13 protein-coding genes are annotated in these 14753 nt (G+C 66.2%); 2 read left to right on the top strand and 11 right to left on the bottom strand.

The window, feature by feature from the left end; all coding sequences use genetic code 11:
- The 10 genes from VFH65_RS06940 to mqo form a co-directional block, all read right to left on the bottom strand.
- Positions 1-1506, bottom strand: a complete 1506-nt coding sequence (locus VFH65_RS06940) for an MFS transporter (RefSeq protein ID WP_353320418.1) — start codon at positions 1504-1506, stop codon at positions 1-3.
- Between the two features lie 69 nt (positions 1507-1575).
- On the bottom strand, positions 1576-3156 hold the full coding sequence (locus VFH65_RS06935) for an MFS transporter (RefSeq protein ID WP_353320417.1): 1581 nt from the start codon (positions 3154-3156) through the stop codon (positions 1576-1578).
- Positions 3157-3189: 33 nt separating this feature from the next.
- Positions 3190-4386: a uroporphyrinogen-III C-methyltransferase gene (gene cobA / locus VFH65_RS06930; protein ID WP_353320416.1), complete on the bottom strand. Its 1197-nt coding sequence runs from the start codon at positions 4384-4386 to the stop codon at positions 3190-3192.
- 55 nt (positions 4387-4441) lie between these two features.
- Positions 4442-4837 carry a type II toxin-antitoxin system VapC family toxin gene (locus tag VFH65_RS06925; RefSeq protein ID WP_353320415.1) on the bottom strand — a complete coding sequence of 132 codons (396 nt, stop codon included), beginning with the start codon at positions 4835-4837 and terminating at the stop codon, positions 4442-4444.
- Positions 4834-5088, bottom strand: a complete 255-nt coding sequence (locus VFH65_RS06920) for a type II toxin-antitoxin system Phd/YefM family antitoxin (protein ID WP_353320414.1) — start codon at positions 5086-5088, stop codon at positions 4834-4836. The genes VFH65_RS06925 and VFH65_RS06920 overlap by 4 nt, the downstream gene beginning before the upstream one ends.
- A 36-nt stretch (positions 5089-5124) precedes the next feature.
- Positions 5125-6501, bottom strand: a complete 1377-nt coding sequence (locus VFH65_RS06915; RefSeq protein ID WP_353320432.1) for a cobyrinate a,c-diamide synthase — start codon at positions 6499-6501, stop codon at positions 5125-5127.
- 112 nt (positions 6502-6613) lie between these two features.
- On the bottom strand, positions 6614-7228 hold the full coding sequence (cobO, locus tag VFH65_RS06910) for a cob(I)yrinic acid a,c-diamide adenosyltransferase (protein ID WP_353320413.1): 615 nt from the start codon (positions 7226-7228) through the stop codon (positions 6614-6616).
- Positions 7229-7238: 10 nt separating this feature from the next.
- Positions 7239-9080 carry a magnesium chelatase subunit D family protein gene (locus tag VFH65_RS06905; protein ID WP_353320412.1) on the bottom strand — a complete coding sequence of 614 codons (1842 nt, stop codon included), beginning with the start codon at positions 9078-9080 and terminating at the stop codon, positions 7239-7241.
- Positions 9077-9523 (bottom strand): GNAT family N-acetyltransferase, encoded by a 447-nt coding sequence (locus VFH65_RS06900; protein ID WP_353320411.1) that lies wholly within the window; start codon positions 9521-9523, stop codon positions 9077-9079. Before VFH65_RS06900 ends, VFH65_RS06905 begins: the two co-directional genes overlap by 4 nt.
- Positions 9520-10980 carry a malate dehydrogenase (quinone) gene (gene mqo / locus VFH65_RS06895; protein ID WP_414688372.1) on the bottom strand — a complete coding sequence of 487 codons (1461 nt, stop codon included), beginning with the start codon at positions 10978-10980 and terminating at the stop codon, positions 9520-9522. The genes VFH65_RS06900 and mqo overlap by 4 nt, the downstream gene beginning before the upstream one ends.
- Before the next feature lie 193 nt (positions 10981-11173).
- Between mqo and VFH65_RS06890 the strand changes: the two genes are divergently transcribed.
- Both VFH65_RS06890 and mtr read left to right on the top strand, forming a co-directional pair.
- Positions 11174-12193: an alpha/beta hydrolase gene (locus VFH65_RS06890; RefSeq protein WP_353320409.1), complete on the top strand. Its 1020-nt coding sequence runs from the start codon at positions 11174-11176 to the stop codon at positions 12191-12193.
- Positions 12194-12197: 4 nt separating this feature from the next.
- Positions 12198-13613, top strand: a complete 1416-nt coding sequence (gene mtr / locus VFH65_RS06885; RefSeq protein WP_353320408.1) for a mycothione reductase — start codon at positions 12198-12200, stop codon at positions 13611-13613.
- Here mtr and VFH65_RS06880 read toward each other — a convergent pair whose 3' ends face one another.
- Positions 13614-14714, bottom strand: a complete 1101-nt coding sequence (locus tag VFH65_RS06880) for a HoxN/HupN/NixA family nickel/cobalt transporter (RefSeq protein ID WP_353320407.1) — start codon at positions 14712-14714, stop codon at positions 13614-13616.
- Between the last annotated feature and the right edge of the window lie 39 nt (positions 14715-14753).

Genomic DNA, 14753 nt, shown 5'->3' with positions numbered 1-14753 from the left:
TCACAGCTCCCCCGCCTCCACCGCCTCACGGGTGTGCTGGGCTGCCGCGATCTGTCGCGCCGAGAAGCCGATCCAAAACGCCGTGACACCGACGATCACCGCGATACCGGCGACCCACAGCAGCGAATAGGTGTACCCGTAACCCAGTGCATCGAGCTGAGCCGGGGTCATGTCCTTCACCGGCCCCGTCGTGCCACCCAGAAACAGCGTGCGCGACGTCTGCACGGCCTGGACGACGACAAGCACAACCGGCCCGCCGAGGTTGTACACCATCAGCGTGATCGACGACACCGGGCCGATCTCCTTCGGGCCGACTTCTGCCACGGCGCACAGCGGCAGGATCACCGCGATCATGCCGATGCCGAGGCCGCCCACCACGATGGGCGCGAAGAGGTCCGGGAAGTACGGGATGTCACGGGTCAGCGTCGAGCCGTACAGCATGGCGCCCCACACGAACAGCCCGCCGCCGATGATCAGCCAGCGGGGTGCGATGTGTGGGGCCAGCCGGGCCGCGAGCGCGCTGCCGATGGCGAACGCGACCGCGAACGGGATGAAACAGATACCCGCCCGCAATGCCGAGTACCCGAGCACGTCCTGCACCAGCAGCCCGATCATCACGCTCAGCGTCAGCATCACACCGCCGGCCATGAACAGCGACACGAACGTCATCACCCGGTTGCGGTTGTCGAACACCGAGAACGGCACCAGCGGGTTGGCAGCCGTGCGCTCGACGAAGAGAAAGGCGATGAAGAACACCACCGCGGCGATGCCTGCACCGATCACCCACGGATCGACCCATGCCCGCGGCGGGCCCTGGGTGAACACGAACACGGCCGCGGTGCAGCCCAGAGTGGCCAGCAGCGCACCGGTGATGTCGAGCTTGAGTCGCTCGTGATGGGTCTCGCGAACTCGATAGACCGCGATCGCGATGATGACAATGCCGATCGGGACGTTGATGAGAAATGCCAACCGCCACGAGACGACGGTGAGTGCGCCGCCGAGCACCAGGCCCATCACAGAACCGATGCCCTGCATGGCGACCGAGATCGCCATCGCGCGATTGCGTGCATGCCCGACGGCGTATGTCGTCGCGATGAGGGCCAGGCCGGTCGGCGCGGCTACCGCGGCACCAGTGCCCTGCACCGCACGGGCGACGATCAGTGTGATGCCGTCGGTGGCCAGGCCGCATACCAGCGAGGCGATCGTGAACACCCCGACACCGGAAAGGAACGCGCGTTTATGGCCGATCGCATCGCCGACGCGCCCGCCGAGCAGCAGCAGCCCGCCGAACGTCAGCACGTACGCGGTGATGACCCAGCTCTTCGCGACGTCGGACAGGTCAAGGTCAGCCTGCATCCGCGGCAGCGCGACGATGACGATGGTGCCGTCGAGCGTCGACATCAACTGCATGCCGGTGATCGCGACGATCGCGATGCCCAACACCGACGAGGACAGCGGTGCCGTGGTGCGCGCGGTCGCGTCCGAAGAACCCCCCAGGCTGGACATGGATAGCCAGCCTACCGAGAGTGATTTCGGTGTGACTGGTCGCGCTCAGCGCAACCGCTCACGCCGAAATCAAAGCTCTCCGGCGTCGATCGCGTCCTTGACTTCCTGCGCGTGCCCGACCTGCTGAGCCGTGTAGCCGATGAACAACGCCGCCAGGCCGACGATCACCGCGACCGCGGCCACCCACAGCAGGCCGTAGGTGTAGCCCTGGTCGAGCGCGTGCAACTGCGTGCTGTCCATGTATTTCACCGGGCCGGTGGTACCGCCCAGATACAGCGTCCGCGACGTGATGACGGCCTGAATGATGGCCAGCACCACGGGTCCGCCGAGGTTCTGCAGCATCAACGCGATCGCCGACACCGGGCCGATCTGGTCGAAGCCCACACCGGCGATGGCTGACACGGTCAGCGGCACGACGATCATGCCGATACCGAAGCCGCCGATGGTGATCGGCAGCACCAGGTTCGGGAAGTACGGGATGTCGCCGTGCAGCGTCGAGCCGTAGATCATCGCGCCGAGGACCATGACACCGCCGGCGATCACCAGCAACCGCGGCGGGAACAGCGACACCAGGTGCGACGACAAGCCAAGCCCGATGCCCAGCGCGATGACGAACGGGATGAAGCCGATACCGGCCCGCAATGCGCTGTAGCCCATGATGTCCTGGACGTAGAGGCCGATCAGCACCGTCAGCGTGAACATCACACCGCCGGCCAGGAAGACCGCGGCGAACGTCGCGACCCGGTTGCGGTCCTTGAACAGGTCGAACGGGACGACGGGGTTATCCGCCGTGCGCTCGACGTAGAGGAACGCGATCAGGAAGGCCAACGCGGCAACGCCCGAACCCAGGGTCACCGGCGACAGCCAGCCCTGCTCTGGGCCCATCGAGAAGCCGAATACCGCCGCCGTGCAGAAGAGCGTGGCCAGGAGGGCGCCTGCGGCGTCCAGCTTCAGCCGCTCGCGGTGCGTTTCCCGCAGCGTCTTGCGCGCGAGGTGGATCATCAGCAGGCCGATCGGGATGTTGATCAGGAACGCCCACCGCCAGGACACCTCCGTCAGCGCACCGCCGACGATCAAGCCCATCACCGAGCCGATACCGGTCATCGCGGCGAAGATCGCGGTGGCCGCGTTACGAGCGGGTCCCTTCGGAAAGGTGGTCGCGATCAGTGCCAGAGCGGTCGGTGACGCGATTGCGGCGCCAACGCCCTGCAACAGCCGCGCAACGACGAGTGTGGCCTCATCCCATGCGATACCGCACAGGATCGAGGCGATGGTGAACAGCGCGACGCCGACGATGAAGGTGCGCTTGCGGCCGATGGTGTCGCCGAGGCGGCCGCCCAGCAGCATCAGTCCGCCGAAGGTCAGAACGTAGGCCGTGATGACCCAGCTCCTGCCTGCGTCGGACAGGCTCAGCTCGTCCTGAATCTTAGGAAGCGCGACGATCGCGACGGTGCTGTCCATGGTCGCGAGCAACTGCATGCCACCGATAGCGACAACCGCGGCGATGAACCGCCGCGACGGCAACCAAGCCGGGTACCTGCCGGTTTGCTCTACCGCAGTGTGTTCCACGTGCACCGGGAGCGACCGGTTAGCCCCGCCCTCGGCGTCACGGCGGATGGCGGCGCGCTCTGCATCATTGAGAGCCGTCATGACTGGTTACCTTACAGTAATCTTAAGAATCCTTTAACCGCCGAAGGCGGCGACCGCCCCGATGACGATGATCGCCGGAGGTCGGATGCCCTCGGAACGGATCCGCTCGGGCGCGTCGATGAGCGTCGCGCGCAAAGTCTGCTCCGACGCCGTGGTGCCGTGCTGCACCACCAGGACCGGCGTATCCGCTGGTCGGCCGCCATCCAGCAGCGCTTTGGTGAACAGTTCGATGCGCTCCACGGCCATCAGCAACACGATCGTTCCTGACATCGCGGCCAGCGCATTCCAATTGACTAACGATTCGGGGTGCCCGGGCGCAACATGACCGCTGACCACCACAAACTCGTGCGTCACGTGCCGATGCGTGACCGGAACGCCGGCCAGCGCCGGAACTGCTATGGCACTGGTCACACCCGGCACGACAGTGACGGGAATCCCGGCGTCCGCGCATGCGAGCACCTCTTCGTAGCCCCGCGCGAACACGAACGGATCGCCGCCCTTGAGCCGCACCACGAACTTGCCCGCCTTGGCGCGGTCTACGAGGACCTCGTTGATCGCGTCCTGTGCCATTGCTCGGCCGTAGGGAATCTTCGCCGCGTCGATGACCTCCACATGCGGCGGCAACTCAGCGAGAAGCTCCGGTGGCGCCAGCCGGTCTGCGACCACGACATCGGCGTGGGCCAGCAGACGCCTGCCGCGGACTGTGATCAACTCCGGATCGCCCGGTCCGCCGCCGACCAGCGCCACGCCGCCATGCACGACACCAGGGGTCTCGGCCGTAATGAGCCCCTGCTGCAGCGCCTCGTGGATGGCCGACCTGATCGCTGCCGACCGACGGTGCTCGCCGCCGGCCAGCACGCCGACGGACAGGCCCTCGTACTCGAATGAAGCGGGCGTCACCGCGGTGCCCTCGCGGGCGATGTCGGCGCGCACACAGAAGACTTGTCGGCGCTCGGCCTCCGCGACGACGGCGGCGTTGACGTCCGGGTCGTCGGTGGCCGCGATCGCATACCACGCGCCGTCGAGATCGCCGTCGCGGAACTCCCTGAGCACCAAGGTGATTCCCGCGGTGGATTCGACGGCCGGGGTGGCGGTGCGGGTGATGACGTGCACGTCCGCGCCGTTGGCAACCAGCAGCGGCAGCCTGCGCTGCGCGACGGTGCCCCCACCGACGACGACGACCTTTTTGCCGGCGAGGCGCAGGCCGACGAGGTAGGCGCTTTCGGTCACTCGGCGAGCTTAGAGGTTGCAGGTACGGCGACGACGATGCCGGCTTTGGTGCGCATCAGATCCTGATGACGTCGACGTCGGGCATGTGGTCATAGTCGGAGTCCTGAGAGAGGACTGGGACGCTGTGAGCTATTGCTGTCGCGGCAATCCACGTGTCGTTGATCGGCGCCTTGCGACCAGCGGCGCGAAGCTGCGAAACGAGTAGCGCCCAGGCCTCAGACACGGCTCCGTCTACGACGAGAGGCTCGAATCGCTGCGCGATTTGGTAAGTGGATAACCGCCGGGCCGCGATAGCGGGTTCGCGCGCCTGCAGCACGCCGAGTCGTAACTCACCGAGCGTCACCGCCGAAACTCCCAGTTCGTAACCCGTCAAGAAATCGGCATCGAAGCGGTCCGCCTCGACACCGATCAGGACAGAGGTGTCGGCCAGCGCGCGCCTAAGCGTCTTCACCACGGCAAGTCATCTGTGGTGTCGGTGAGGGTGGCGCGCAATTCCTCATTCAGCCCCGTCGTATCTGGCCCGAGCCGCGCCAGTTCGTGCGCGATCTCGGTCGCGGGCACCCACTCACGACGACTCTTGATTGGAACGATCCTCGCGACGGCGCGGTTGTCCTTCAGCACTTCGATTTCCTCGCCCGCCTCGACACGCCGAAGCACCTCGGCCGTTCGATTCCGCAGGTCACGGGCTGGAACAGTAGCCATGCGACAAGTGTAGCGAGATTGCGACACGTGTAGCGATCAGTGCGTAATTCTCGCGTCCCGGTATGCAGCAGCCGCCGCCACGAAGCGGGTGATGGCGTGCGGGTGCGCGGCGGGATGGGTGTGCAGGTAGCCGGCGTGCAGACCGCGATGGATGGCTCCGTCGCGCACCGTGTCCACTTCACTGCCGCGATAGGCCCATGCCGGCTGATAGCTGTCGGTGAAAGTGACTGCTGTGCGATGGAATTCGTGTCCAACGACGCGATCTCCAACGGCGTGCAGTGATGAGTCGGCCACCGCCACCGCATCGCGATATCCCAGAGTGAGCCGATCGGTGAAGCGTGCCGACCCCGACAGCACGCCACACATCGGATACCCGTCGAGTTCGTCGACCAGGTAAGTCAGTCCCGCGCATTCGGCGTGCACTGGCGCGCCCTGCGCAGCCAGGTCATTGATCTGCTGGCGCACAACGTCGTTGCCCGACAGCTCCGTGCTGAATTGCTCAGGGAACCCGCCGGGCAGCACCAGGGCGGTGGTCTGCGGGGGAAGCGGATCGGTCAACGGGTCGAATTCGACGACCTGGGCTCCCGCGGCGCGCAGCAGCTCGCCGTGCTCGGCATAGCCGAAACTGAACGCCTTTCCTGCCGCCAAAGCGACCGTGACATCGCCGGCCACGGGTGCGGCCGCGCCGGGATCCCACGGCTCGTCGGTGACGCGGCTGCCAGCGGCTGCGACGATCCCGGCAAGGTCGACGTGCTGACCTACGAGGGCGGTCATCGCCTCGACCGCGGCGTGGGCCTGACGCCCATGCTCGACTGCGGTGATCAGGCCGAGATGGCGTGATGGAACTGACAATTCGGCGGTGCGTGGGATCGCGCCGAGCACCGGGACACCGGCATGCTCGCAGGATTGGCGCAGTACGACCTCGTGGCGCTGCGAGCCGACTCGGTTCAGGATCACCCCGGCGATCTGCACCGACGTGTCGAACGTCGAGAATCCGTGCAGTAACGCGGCGATGCTGTGGCTCTGGCCACGCGCGTCGACGACCAGAATGATCGGTGCGCCAAGCAATGCGGCGACGTGGGCGGTGGATCCACGCGCGGTACCCGTCGCCTCCTGCTCGATGCGGCCGTCGAAAAGCCCCATCACACCCTCGACGATCGCGATGTCGGCGCCCGCGACCCCGTGCCTGTAGAGCGGGCCGATGAGCCGATCGCCCACCATGACGGGGTCGAGGTTGCGACCCGGCCGGCGCGCCGCCAACGCATGGTAGCCGGGGTCGATGAAGTCCGGCCCGACCTTGAACGGCGCCACCGTGTGCCCGGCCTGACGCAGAGCACCCATCAAACCCGTTGCGACGGTGGTCTTTCCGCTGCCCGATGCCGGCGCGCCAATCACCACCGCAGGCACGCTCACCCGAACCTCCGCCACCGACCGTGTTTGTACGCCGACACGCCGCAAAAACTGTCATCTTGCGGCCGTCCCCTACTGACGTGTGGGCCCACGCGCCGATCGACGGTCCGCGTACTCACCATTCGATACCCTTCTGGCCCTTGCGGCCCACATCCATCGGGTGCTTGACCTTCGTCATCTCGGTGACCAAGTCGGCGGCGTCGACCAGCGACTGCGGCGCATCGCGGCCGGTGATGACGACGTGCTGAGTTCCGGGCCTACCCGTCAAGGTCGCGATCACGTCATCGACGTCGACCCATCCCCACTTCATCGGATAGGTGAACTCGTCGAGCACATAGAAGTCATGGCGCTGCTCGGCCAGCCTGCGCTTGATCTCAGCCCAGCCGTCGGCGGCGGCGCCTGCATGGTCGACGTCGGTGCCGTGCTTGCGCGACCACGACCAGCCCGAACCCATCTTGTGCCATTCGACAGGACCGCCGACTCCGTGTTCGTCGTGCAGACGGCCGAGTTCGCGGAATACCGCCTCCTCGCCCACCTTCCACTTGGCACTCTTGACGAACTGGAACACCGCGACGTCGAATCCTTGGTTCCAGGCGCGCAATGCCATTCCGAACGCTGCCGTCGACTTGCCCTTGCCGGCGCCGGTATGCACCGCGAGCAGTGGGGCGTTACGACGAACACGCGTGGTCAGGCCGTCTTCGGGAACGGTCAGCGGTTGGCCCTGTGGCATCGGACTCCCCTTACGCCGCTTGTGTTTTGACGACGGCCGTCAGGCCATCGGCCCGCAGCTGCGCCAGCCGCACCGAGGGAGCACCGAGGTGGTCAGCGAGCCGCTCTGCCAAACCGAGTCGCACATACGAGGTTTCGCAGTCCACGACCACGGCTGCGGTGCCTTCGGCATACAGCCGGGCGGCGGCCATCCGCGCCCGCCCCAACGGGTCCGGCCCGCCCGTCGCGCGCCCGTCGGTGAGCACGACGACCAGGCTTCGCCGCGCCCGATCACGCGCCTTCTCGCGCAGCACCACATCACGGGCTGCCAGAAGTCCCTGCGCCAGAGGTGTTTTCCCGCCGGTGTCGAATCGGGCCAGCCGGCGGCTCGCGATATGCACCGACGAAGTCGGCGGCAATAACAGCTGGGCTTCCTGCTGACGGAACGTAATCACAGCCACCTTGTCGCGGCGTTGGTACGCGTCGCGCAGCAGTGACAGTGCCGCACCGCTGACCGCCGACATTCGGTCGCGCGCCGCCATTGAACCCGATGCGTCGACGACGAAGATCACCAGATTGCCTTCGCGGCCTTCCCTTATCGCGCGACGCACGTCGTCCGGTTCAGGACGCGGCCGGCCGGCGCGCCGTTGGCGACCGGCGGCGGCCAGTAGTGTCCCGAAGATGTGCACGCCATGGCCGGCGCCAGGGTCGACGGTCGGTGAGATCGCCTTTCCGGTGCGGTTGCGCGCCCGCGACCGGCGACCCGGCGCACCCTCCCCCACCCCGGGAACGACGAGCGCCCGCGTCCGAAACACCGGCGATGGCGCCGCGCTCGGCCTCGAGTGAGAGCTTGAATTATGTTGCGCTGCAGCGCCATCAGCCCCATTCCCGGAAGCTTCACCGCCGCCTGGCGGGTCCGGTTCCGGGTCCGGTTCCGGCGGCGGGTCGTCGGCCGATTCCCCGGCTTGAGCCATCGCCTCGTCGAGCTGGTCCTGATCAAGCCCTGGGTCGTCGAATGGGTCTCGGCGACGCCGGTGCGGCAGCGCGAGTTCGGCGGCCACCCGAATGTCCTCCTCCTCCACCGCAGACACGCCACGCCAGGCGGCGTGCGCGACGGCCGTGCGTGCCACCACCAGATCAGCCCGCATCCCGTCGACGTCGAAGGCCGCGCACAGAGCCGCGATTCGCCGTAACTCGCTGTCCGGCAAGACCACCGAGCTGATCGATGCCCTGGCTCCCGCGATGCGGCGAGCCAGCTCCGAATCGACCTCGGCGTATCGCTCGGCAAATCCAGCGGGATCGGCCTCGAACGCCATCCGCTGCCGAATGACATCGACCCGGACATCGACGTCGCGGGATGCGTGCACGTCGACCGTCAGCCCGAACCGGTCCAAGAGCTGCGGGCGCAGTTCGCCCTCTTCGGGATTCATGGTGCCGATCAGCACGAAGCGGGCCTCGTGGCTGTGCGAGACACCGTCGCGTTCGACATACACCCGGCCCATTGCCGCGGCGTCAAGCAGCACGTCGACAAGATGGTCATGCAGCAGGTTGACCTCGTCGACGTAGAGCACGCCGCCGTGGGCGCGGCCCAACAGTCCAGGCGAGAAGGCATGTTCGCCGTCGCGCAGCACCTTCTGCAGGTCCAGCGACCCGACCACCCGGTCCTCCGTGGCCCCGATAGGCAACTCGACCAACGACGCGCCGTCGACCGCGTGCAACACCGTGGCCAGCCCGCGCACCGCAGTGGATTTCGCGGTGCCTTTTTCGCCGCGGATCAGCACTCCACCGATCTCGGGCCGCACCGCGCACAACAGCAGCGCCAGCCGAAGGCGGTCATGGCCGACAATCGCGCTGAACGGATAAGCAGCACTCATGGCTTCACCATCGGCACATGCGGGATTCCGTCGTCGAGGAATTCCTCACCGTCACGGACGAATCCGTGGTGGCTGTACATCTCCTCCAGATAGGTCTGCGCGTTGATGCGGCAGGGGTAATCGCCGACCTCGGCCAGCGCGGCCTGCATCAGCCGGGTGGTGTGACCGTGTCCGCGAGCATTGCGCTTGGTACACACCCGCCCGATGCGAAACCCCTTCTGCCCCCCGGGATGTTCTTCCATCAGCCGCAACGTCGAGATGACTTCGCCGTCGGGTCCTTCGAGCCAGAAGTGGCGGGTCTCGGCCAGCAGATCACGACCGTCCAGCTCCGGATATGGGGTGGCCTGCTCGACAACGAACACCTCGACCCGCAGCTTGAGGAGCTCGTAGAGCGTCGCGGCGTCGAGGTCCTTGGCCCAGCTGCGGCGCAGCGCGACCGTCATTCGGAAGCCACCGCCGCACGGTCATGGGCGGGCTGGCCCAGCTTGAGCACCTTGGTGCCCCAGGACCACACCTCCTCGAATAACGACGGCTCATTGGAAAGTTCGGTGCCCAGCGACGGAACCATCTCCTTGAGTTTGGGCAGCCACGCCCGATAGCGGTCGGAAAAGCAACGTTCCATCACCTCGAGCATCGCGGGGACCGCGATCGATGCTCCTGGCGAGGCACCAAGCAGTCCGGCGATGCTGCCGTCGGCGGCGGACAGCACCGTCGTGCCGAAATCGAGTACGCCCTTGCCCTTGGCGCTACAGATGACTTGAACCCGCTGCCCGGCGACGTTCAATTCCCAGTCGGAATCATCTGCGCTGGGGGCGAATTCGCGCAGCGCGGCGACGCGTTCGGCATCCGACAGCAGCAGCTGGCCGATCAGGTATCGCACCAGACCCCATTGAGTGAGCCCGACGTTGACGATCGATGCGAGGTTGTTCGGGGTCACCGACTCCGGCAGGTCGGTGATGTCGCCCTGTTTCAAGAACTTCGGCGACCAGCCGGCGAACGGTCCGAACAGCAGCCAGGGCTTACCGTTGATCACCCGCGTGTCCAGATGCGGCACCGACATCGGCGGCGCACCCAAAGGTGGTAGGCCGTACACCTTGGCCTGATGCGCTGCGGTCAGCATGGGGTTGTCGGTGCGCAGGAACTTGCCGCCCACCGGAAATCCGCCAAAGCCCTTGGCCTCCTTCATGCCTGCTTCCTGCAGGAGGTTCAGGGCGCCGCCGCCGGCCCCCACAAACACGAACTTCGCGTTGAGCTTGCGCGTCTGCCGGGTGCGGCCATTGACGACCTTCAGCGTCCACGTGCCGTCGGCTTCCTGACGGAGCTTGCGCACCTCGTTGCCGAACAGCGTGGTCATGCCTCGCTGCGCCGCGTAGCCGATCAATTGGCGCGTCAGTGAACCGAAGTCGACGTCGGTGCCATCGTGTGTCCAGTTCAGCGCCACCGGGTCCGAGAAGTCGCGCCTTTGAGCCATCAGCGGAAGCCGTCGAGCGAACTCGTTTTCGTCGTCGATGAACTCCGATGATGCGAATAGCGGATTGCCCACCAGCGCCTCATGGCGACGCTTGAGATAGTCGACGTTGGCGGGGCCGTGCACGAAACTGACGTGTGGAATCGGATTGAGGAAGCTGCGCGGGTCGGACACCAGCCCGTTTTGCACCGCGTATGCCCAGAACTGCCGGGAGACCTGGAACTGCTCGTTGACTCGGACGGCCTTGCTGATGTCGATCGAGCCGTCGGGTAGCTGGGGGGTGTAGTTCAGCTCGCAAAGCGCCGAATGTCCCGTGCCGGCGTTGTTCCACGGATCGCTGCTCTCGGCGGCCGCGCCGTCGAGGCGCTCGACCAGCGTGATCGACCAGTCCGGCTCCACCAGCCGCAACAGCGCCCCCAGCGTGGCGCTCATGATGCCCGCACCCACGAGCACGACGTCGGTCCTGGTCGTGGCTACGTCTGGCACCGGATCGTTGGTCCTTCGGGGTCGAGCGGTCCGCTTGTCACGGCCTACCGATGCCCAGGTTATCCCGCCGTCGTCGGACCTAACCGTCCGACCGCCTCTGCCGTCCATCCCCGCCGCAGCGCCGATTAAGGTAGCTATCGTGCCTGAATGGGAGCCTGACGTGCTGCCGGGCTACTGGCAGCAGATCTTTGCGCTCGGACCGGATCCCGACGGCGAAGGCGAACTCGTCGCCACGCTGGTGCGTCGCGGTGAGCCCGATCCCTCCGCAACCCGCGCAGTCCTGATGGTGCACGGGTTCACCGATTACTTCTTCAACACCGAACTGGCCGACCAGTTCGCGGCCCGCGGTTTTGCGTTCTATGCGATTGACCTGCACAAATGTGGTCGCTCATGGCGCGACGACCAGACCCCGCACTTCACCACCGACCTGGCGCGATACGACGCCGAGCTAGAGCGAGCCCTCGACGTCATCGCCGGCGTGTCTTCGGCGAAGGTCCTCGTCTACGGGCACTCCGCAGGCGGACTGATCGTGTCGCTGTGGCTGGACCGGTTACGCAGTCGCGGGGCGACGGAGCGCAAACACGTCACGGGCCTGGTGCTCAACAGCCCGTGGCTGGATTTGCAGGGCCCCGCGATACTGCGCACCCCTCCCGCCGCGGCCGCGATCGGTGCGATGTCGCGATTCCGCAAACGCTCGGTGGTGCGCCCGCCCACCGAAGGTGGGGGTTACGGCGCGACGTTGCACCGCGACTATGCCGGCGACTTCGATTACGACCTGAAGCTGAAGCCGATCGGCGGCTTTCCCGTCACCTTCGGCTGGATACATGCGATCCGGCGAGGCCACGCCAAACTGCATCGCGGCCTGGACGTCGGCGTGCCCAATCTGATCCTCCGGTCGGACCGCAGCGTGCGCGAAGTCAGCGATCCGGACATCATCCAGCGTGGCGACGCGGTGCTCGATGTCAAACAGATCGCGCGGTGGGCCGGATGCATCGGAAACCGCAGCACCATAGTGCCGATCGCCGATGCCAAGCATGACGTGTTCCTGTCCATCGCGGATGCACGGCAGATGGCCTATCGCGAATTAGGCCGCTGGTTGGATTCCTACCTTGCCGAGACCGAAACCGCAGGCGCCGCACCACAACCCGAACGAGGATGATCACATGACCCACTTCGACATCGCGATCATCGGCACGGGCTCGGGCAACTCCATCCTCGACGAACGTTACGTCGACAAGCGGGTGGCGGTCTGCGAAAAGGGTGTGTTCGGCGGTACCTGCCTCAACGTCGGCTGCATACCGACCAAGATGTTCGTCTACGCCGCTGAAGTGGCTCAAAGTGCCAGGGGTTCAGCGCAATACGGGGTCGACGCCCACGTCGACGGTGTCCGGTGGGGTGACATCGTCTCGCGGGTCTTCGGCAGGATCGACCCGCTCTCGGTGGGCGGCGACAACTATCGGCGCTCCTCCCCGAACGTCGAGGTGTTCGCCAGCCACGCGCGATTCGGGCCCACTCGCTCCGATGGCCGCTACACGCTGCGCACCGATGAGGGCGACGAGTTCACCGCCGACCAGGTTGTCATCGCGGCCGGTTCCCGCGCCGTGGTTCCCAACGCCATCGCCGAATGCGGGGTTCCCCACCACACCAGCGACACGATAATGCGGATCGCCGACGTGCCCGAGCACCTCATCATCGTCGGCGGCGGGTTCGTGGCATGCGAGTTCGCACACATCTTCTCGGCGCTGGGAAGCCATGTGACGCTGATGATCCGGGGCAGCGCATTGTTGCGTGGCCACGACGACGACATCGCGATGCGCTTCACCGACATCGCATCCAAGAAGTGGGAGATCCACAGTCACCACGAGGTGGTCGACGCCCGCAAGCTTGGCGACGGTGTCGAGATCCGGTGCAACGACGGCTCGACGCTGCGGGGTGACACGCTACTGGTGGCGACGGGCCGCGTGCCCAACGGCGACCTCCTCGACGCCGACCAGGCGGGTGTCAAGGTGACGGCAGGCGGCCAGGTGGTCGTCGACGAGTTCCAGCGCACTACGGCGCGTGGCATTTTCGCGCTCGGCGACGTGTCGTCGGATTACCAGCTCAAGCATGTCGCCAACCACGAGGCTCGCGTCGTCAGGCACAACCTGCTGCAGGATTGGGACGACACCGAGGCGCTGATGCCGTCGAGCCACCGCTATGTGCCGTCGGCGGTGTTCACCGACCCGCAGATCGCCAGCGTTGGGCTGACCGAAAACGAGGCCCGGGCAAAAGGTTTCAACCTCAAGGTGAAGATCCAGGACTTCGCCGATGTCGCCTATGGCTGGGCGATGGAGGACACCACCGGCATCGCGAAGATCATTGTCGATGATGACACCGGGCTGATCCTTGGCGCGCACATCATGGGCCATCAGGCGTCGTCGTTGATTCAGCCGGTGATCCAGGCGATGGCCTTCGACCTGCCCGCGCAGGACATGGCCCGTGGCCAGTACTGGATCCATCCGGCGCTGCCCGAGGTGATCGAGAACGCCCTACTGGCGCTGTGCGGCGAGCCGCCCTGGCCACCGTCTCGCAGGCACTAGCTAGCTGGAAGCCTCTGGCGCCCAGCGTTTTTCGACCTGCCCGAAATGCCAAACCGCGATGGCGATCACCCACGCCGCGACGAATATCCCGACGATCATGAAGCCGACGAACTCCAGGTTCGCTGATCCGATGGCAGCCAGTGGACCCGAGTCGATGCCGAGGCGGTCAGCCACCAGGCCGGCGAGCACGATGACGCCGATGACCAGGGCGACGACCACCGACAGCACCGTAACGGTCAGGTTGTAGTACACCTTGCGGATCGGCTTGAGGAACGCCCAGCCGTAGGCCCGTGACATGAAGATGCCGTCGAGCGCATCGAACAGGCTCATGCCGGCCGCGAACAGCACCGGCAGGACCAGGATGGCGTACCAGGGCAGTGTGAACGCGGCCGTTCCCGCGGCCAGCACCAGCAGTGCCACTTGCGTGGCCGTGTCGAACCCCAGGCCCATCAGCAGCCCGACCGGGTAGAGGTGCCACGGCTTGCTGACGCGGCGCATGACCCGCCCGAGTAGCCGCGCGAGAAAGCCGCGGTTCTCGAGTTGCCGTTCGAGTTCGGCCTCGTCGAAGTCGCCGCTGCGCATCCGGCGGAACACCTTGGCGATGCCCACCACCGCAAACAGGTTGGTCAACCCGATCAGAATGAGGAAGGTGCCTGCGACGAGAGAGCCCACCAGGCCGAGCGTCTGCAGCATGGGCGAGCCCTCGTCCTGCACGGGTCCGACGACTGCCCGCACGCCGATCGCCAACAGGAAAGCCAGCCCGAACACGACGCTGGAGTGGCCCAGCGAGAACCAGAATCCGGCGGACAGCGAGCGTGTTCCCTCCCCGACCAGCTTGCGGGTGGTGTTGTCGATGACCGCGATGTGGTCGGCGTCAAAGGCGTGCCGGACGCCGAGCAGGTAGGCGGTCACGCCGAGTCCGACGCCGAAGACACCCGCCGATCCGAGTGTGATGTGCTGTGGCGCCACCCCGAGTACCAGTACTCCCCACCCGAATATGTGGAGCGCCAGGACGATTCCGCCCATCGCGGCGATCGTCGTCCAGTCGGTTCGGTCGAGTCGCTTGGAAACGGTCGCTTCGGGCAGCTCGACGACGGTCACGGGTCGACCCTATGCGGGCACATCTCATCTGTCTAGATG

This window comes from Mycobacterium sp. (assembly GCF_035697385.1).
GTDB lineage: Bacteria > Actinomycetota > Actinomycetes > Mycobacteriales > Mycobacteriaceae > Mycobacterium.
This window is presented reverse-complemented; position numbering and strand designations above follow the sequence as displayed.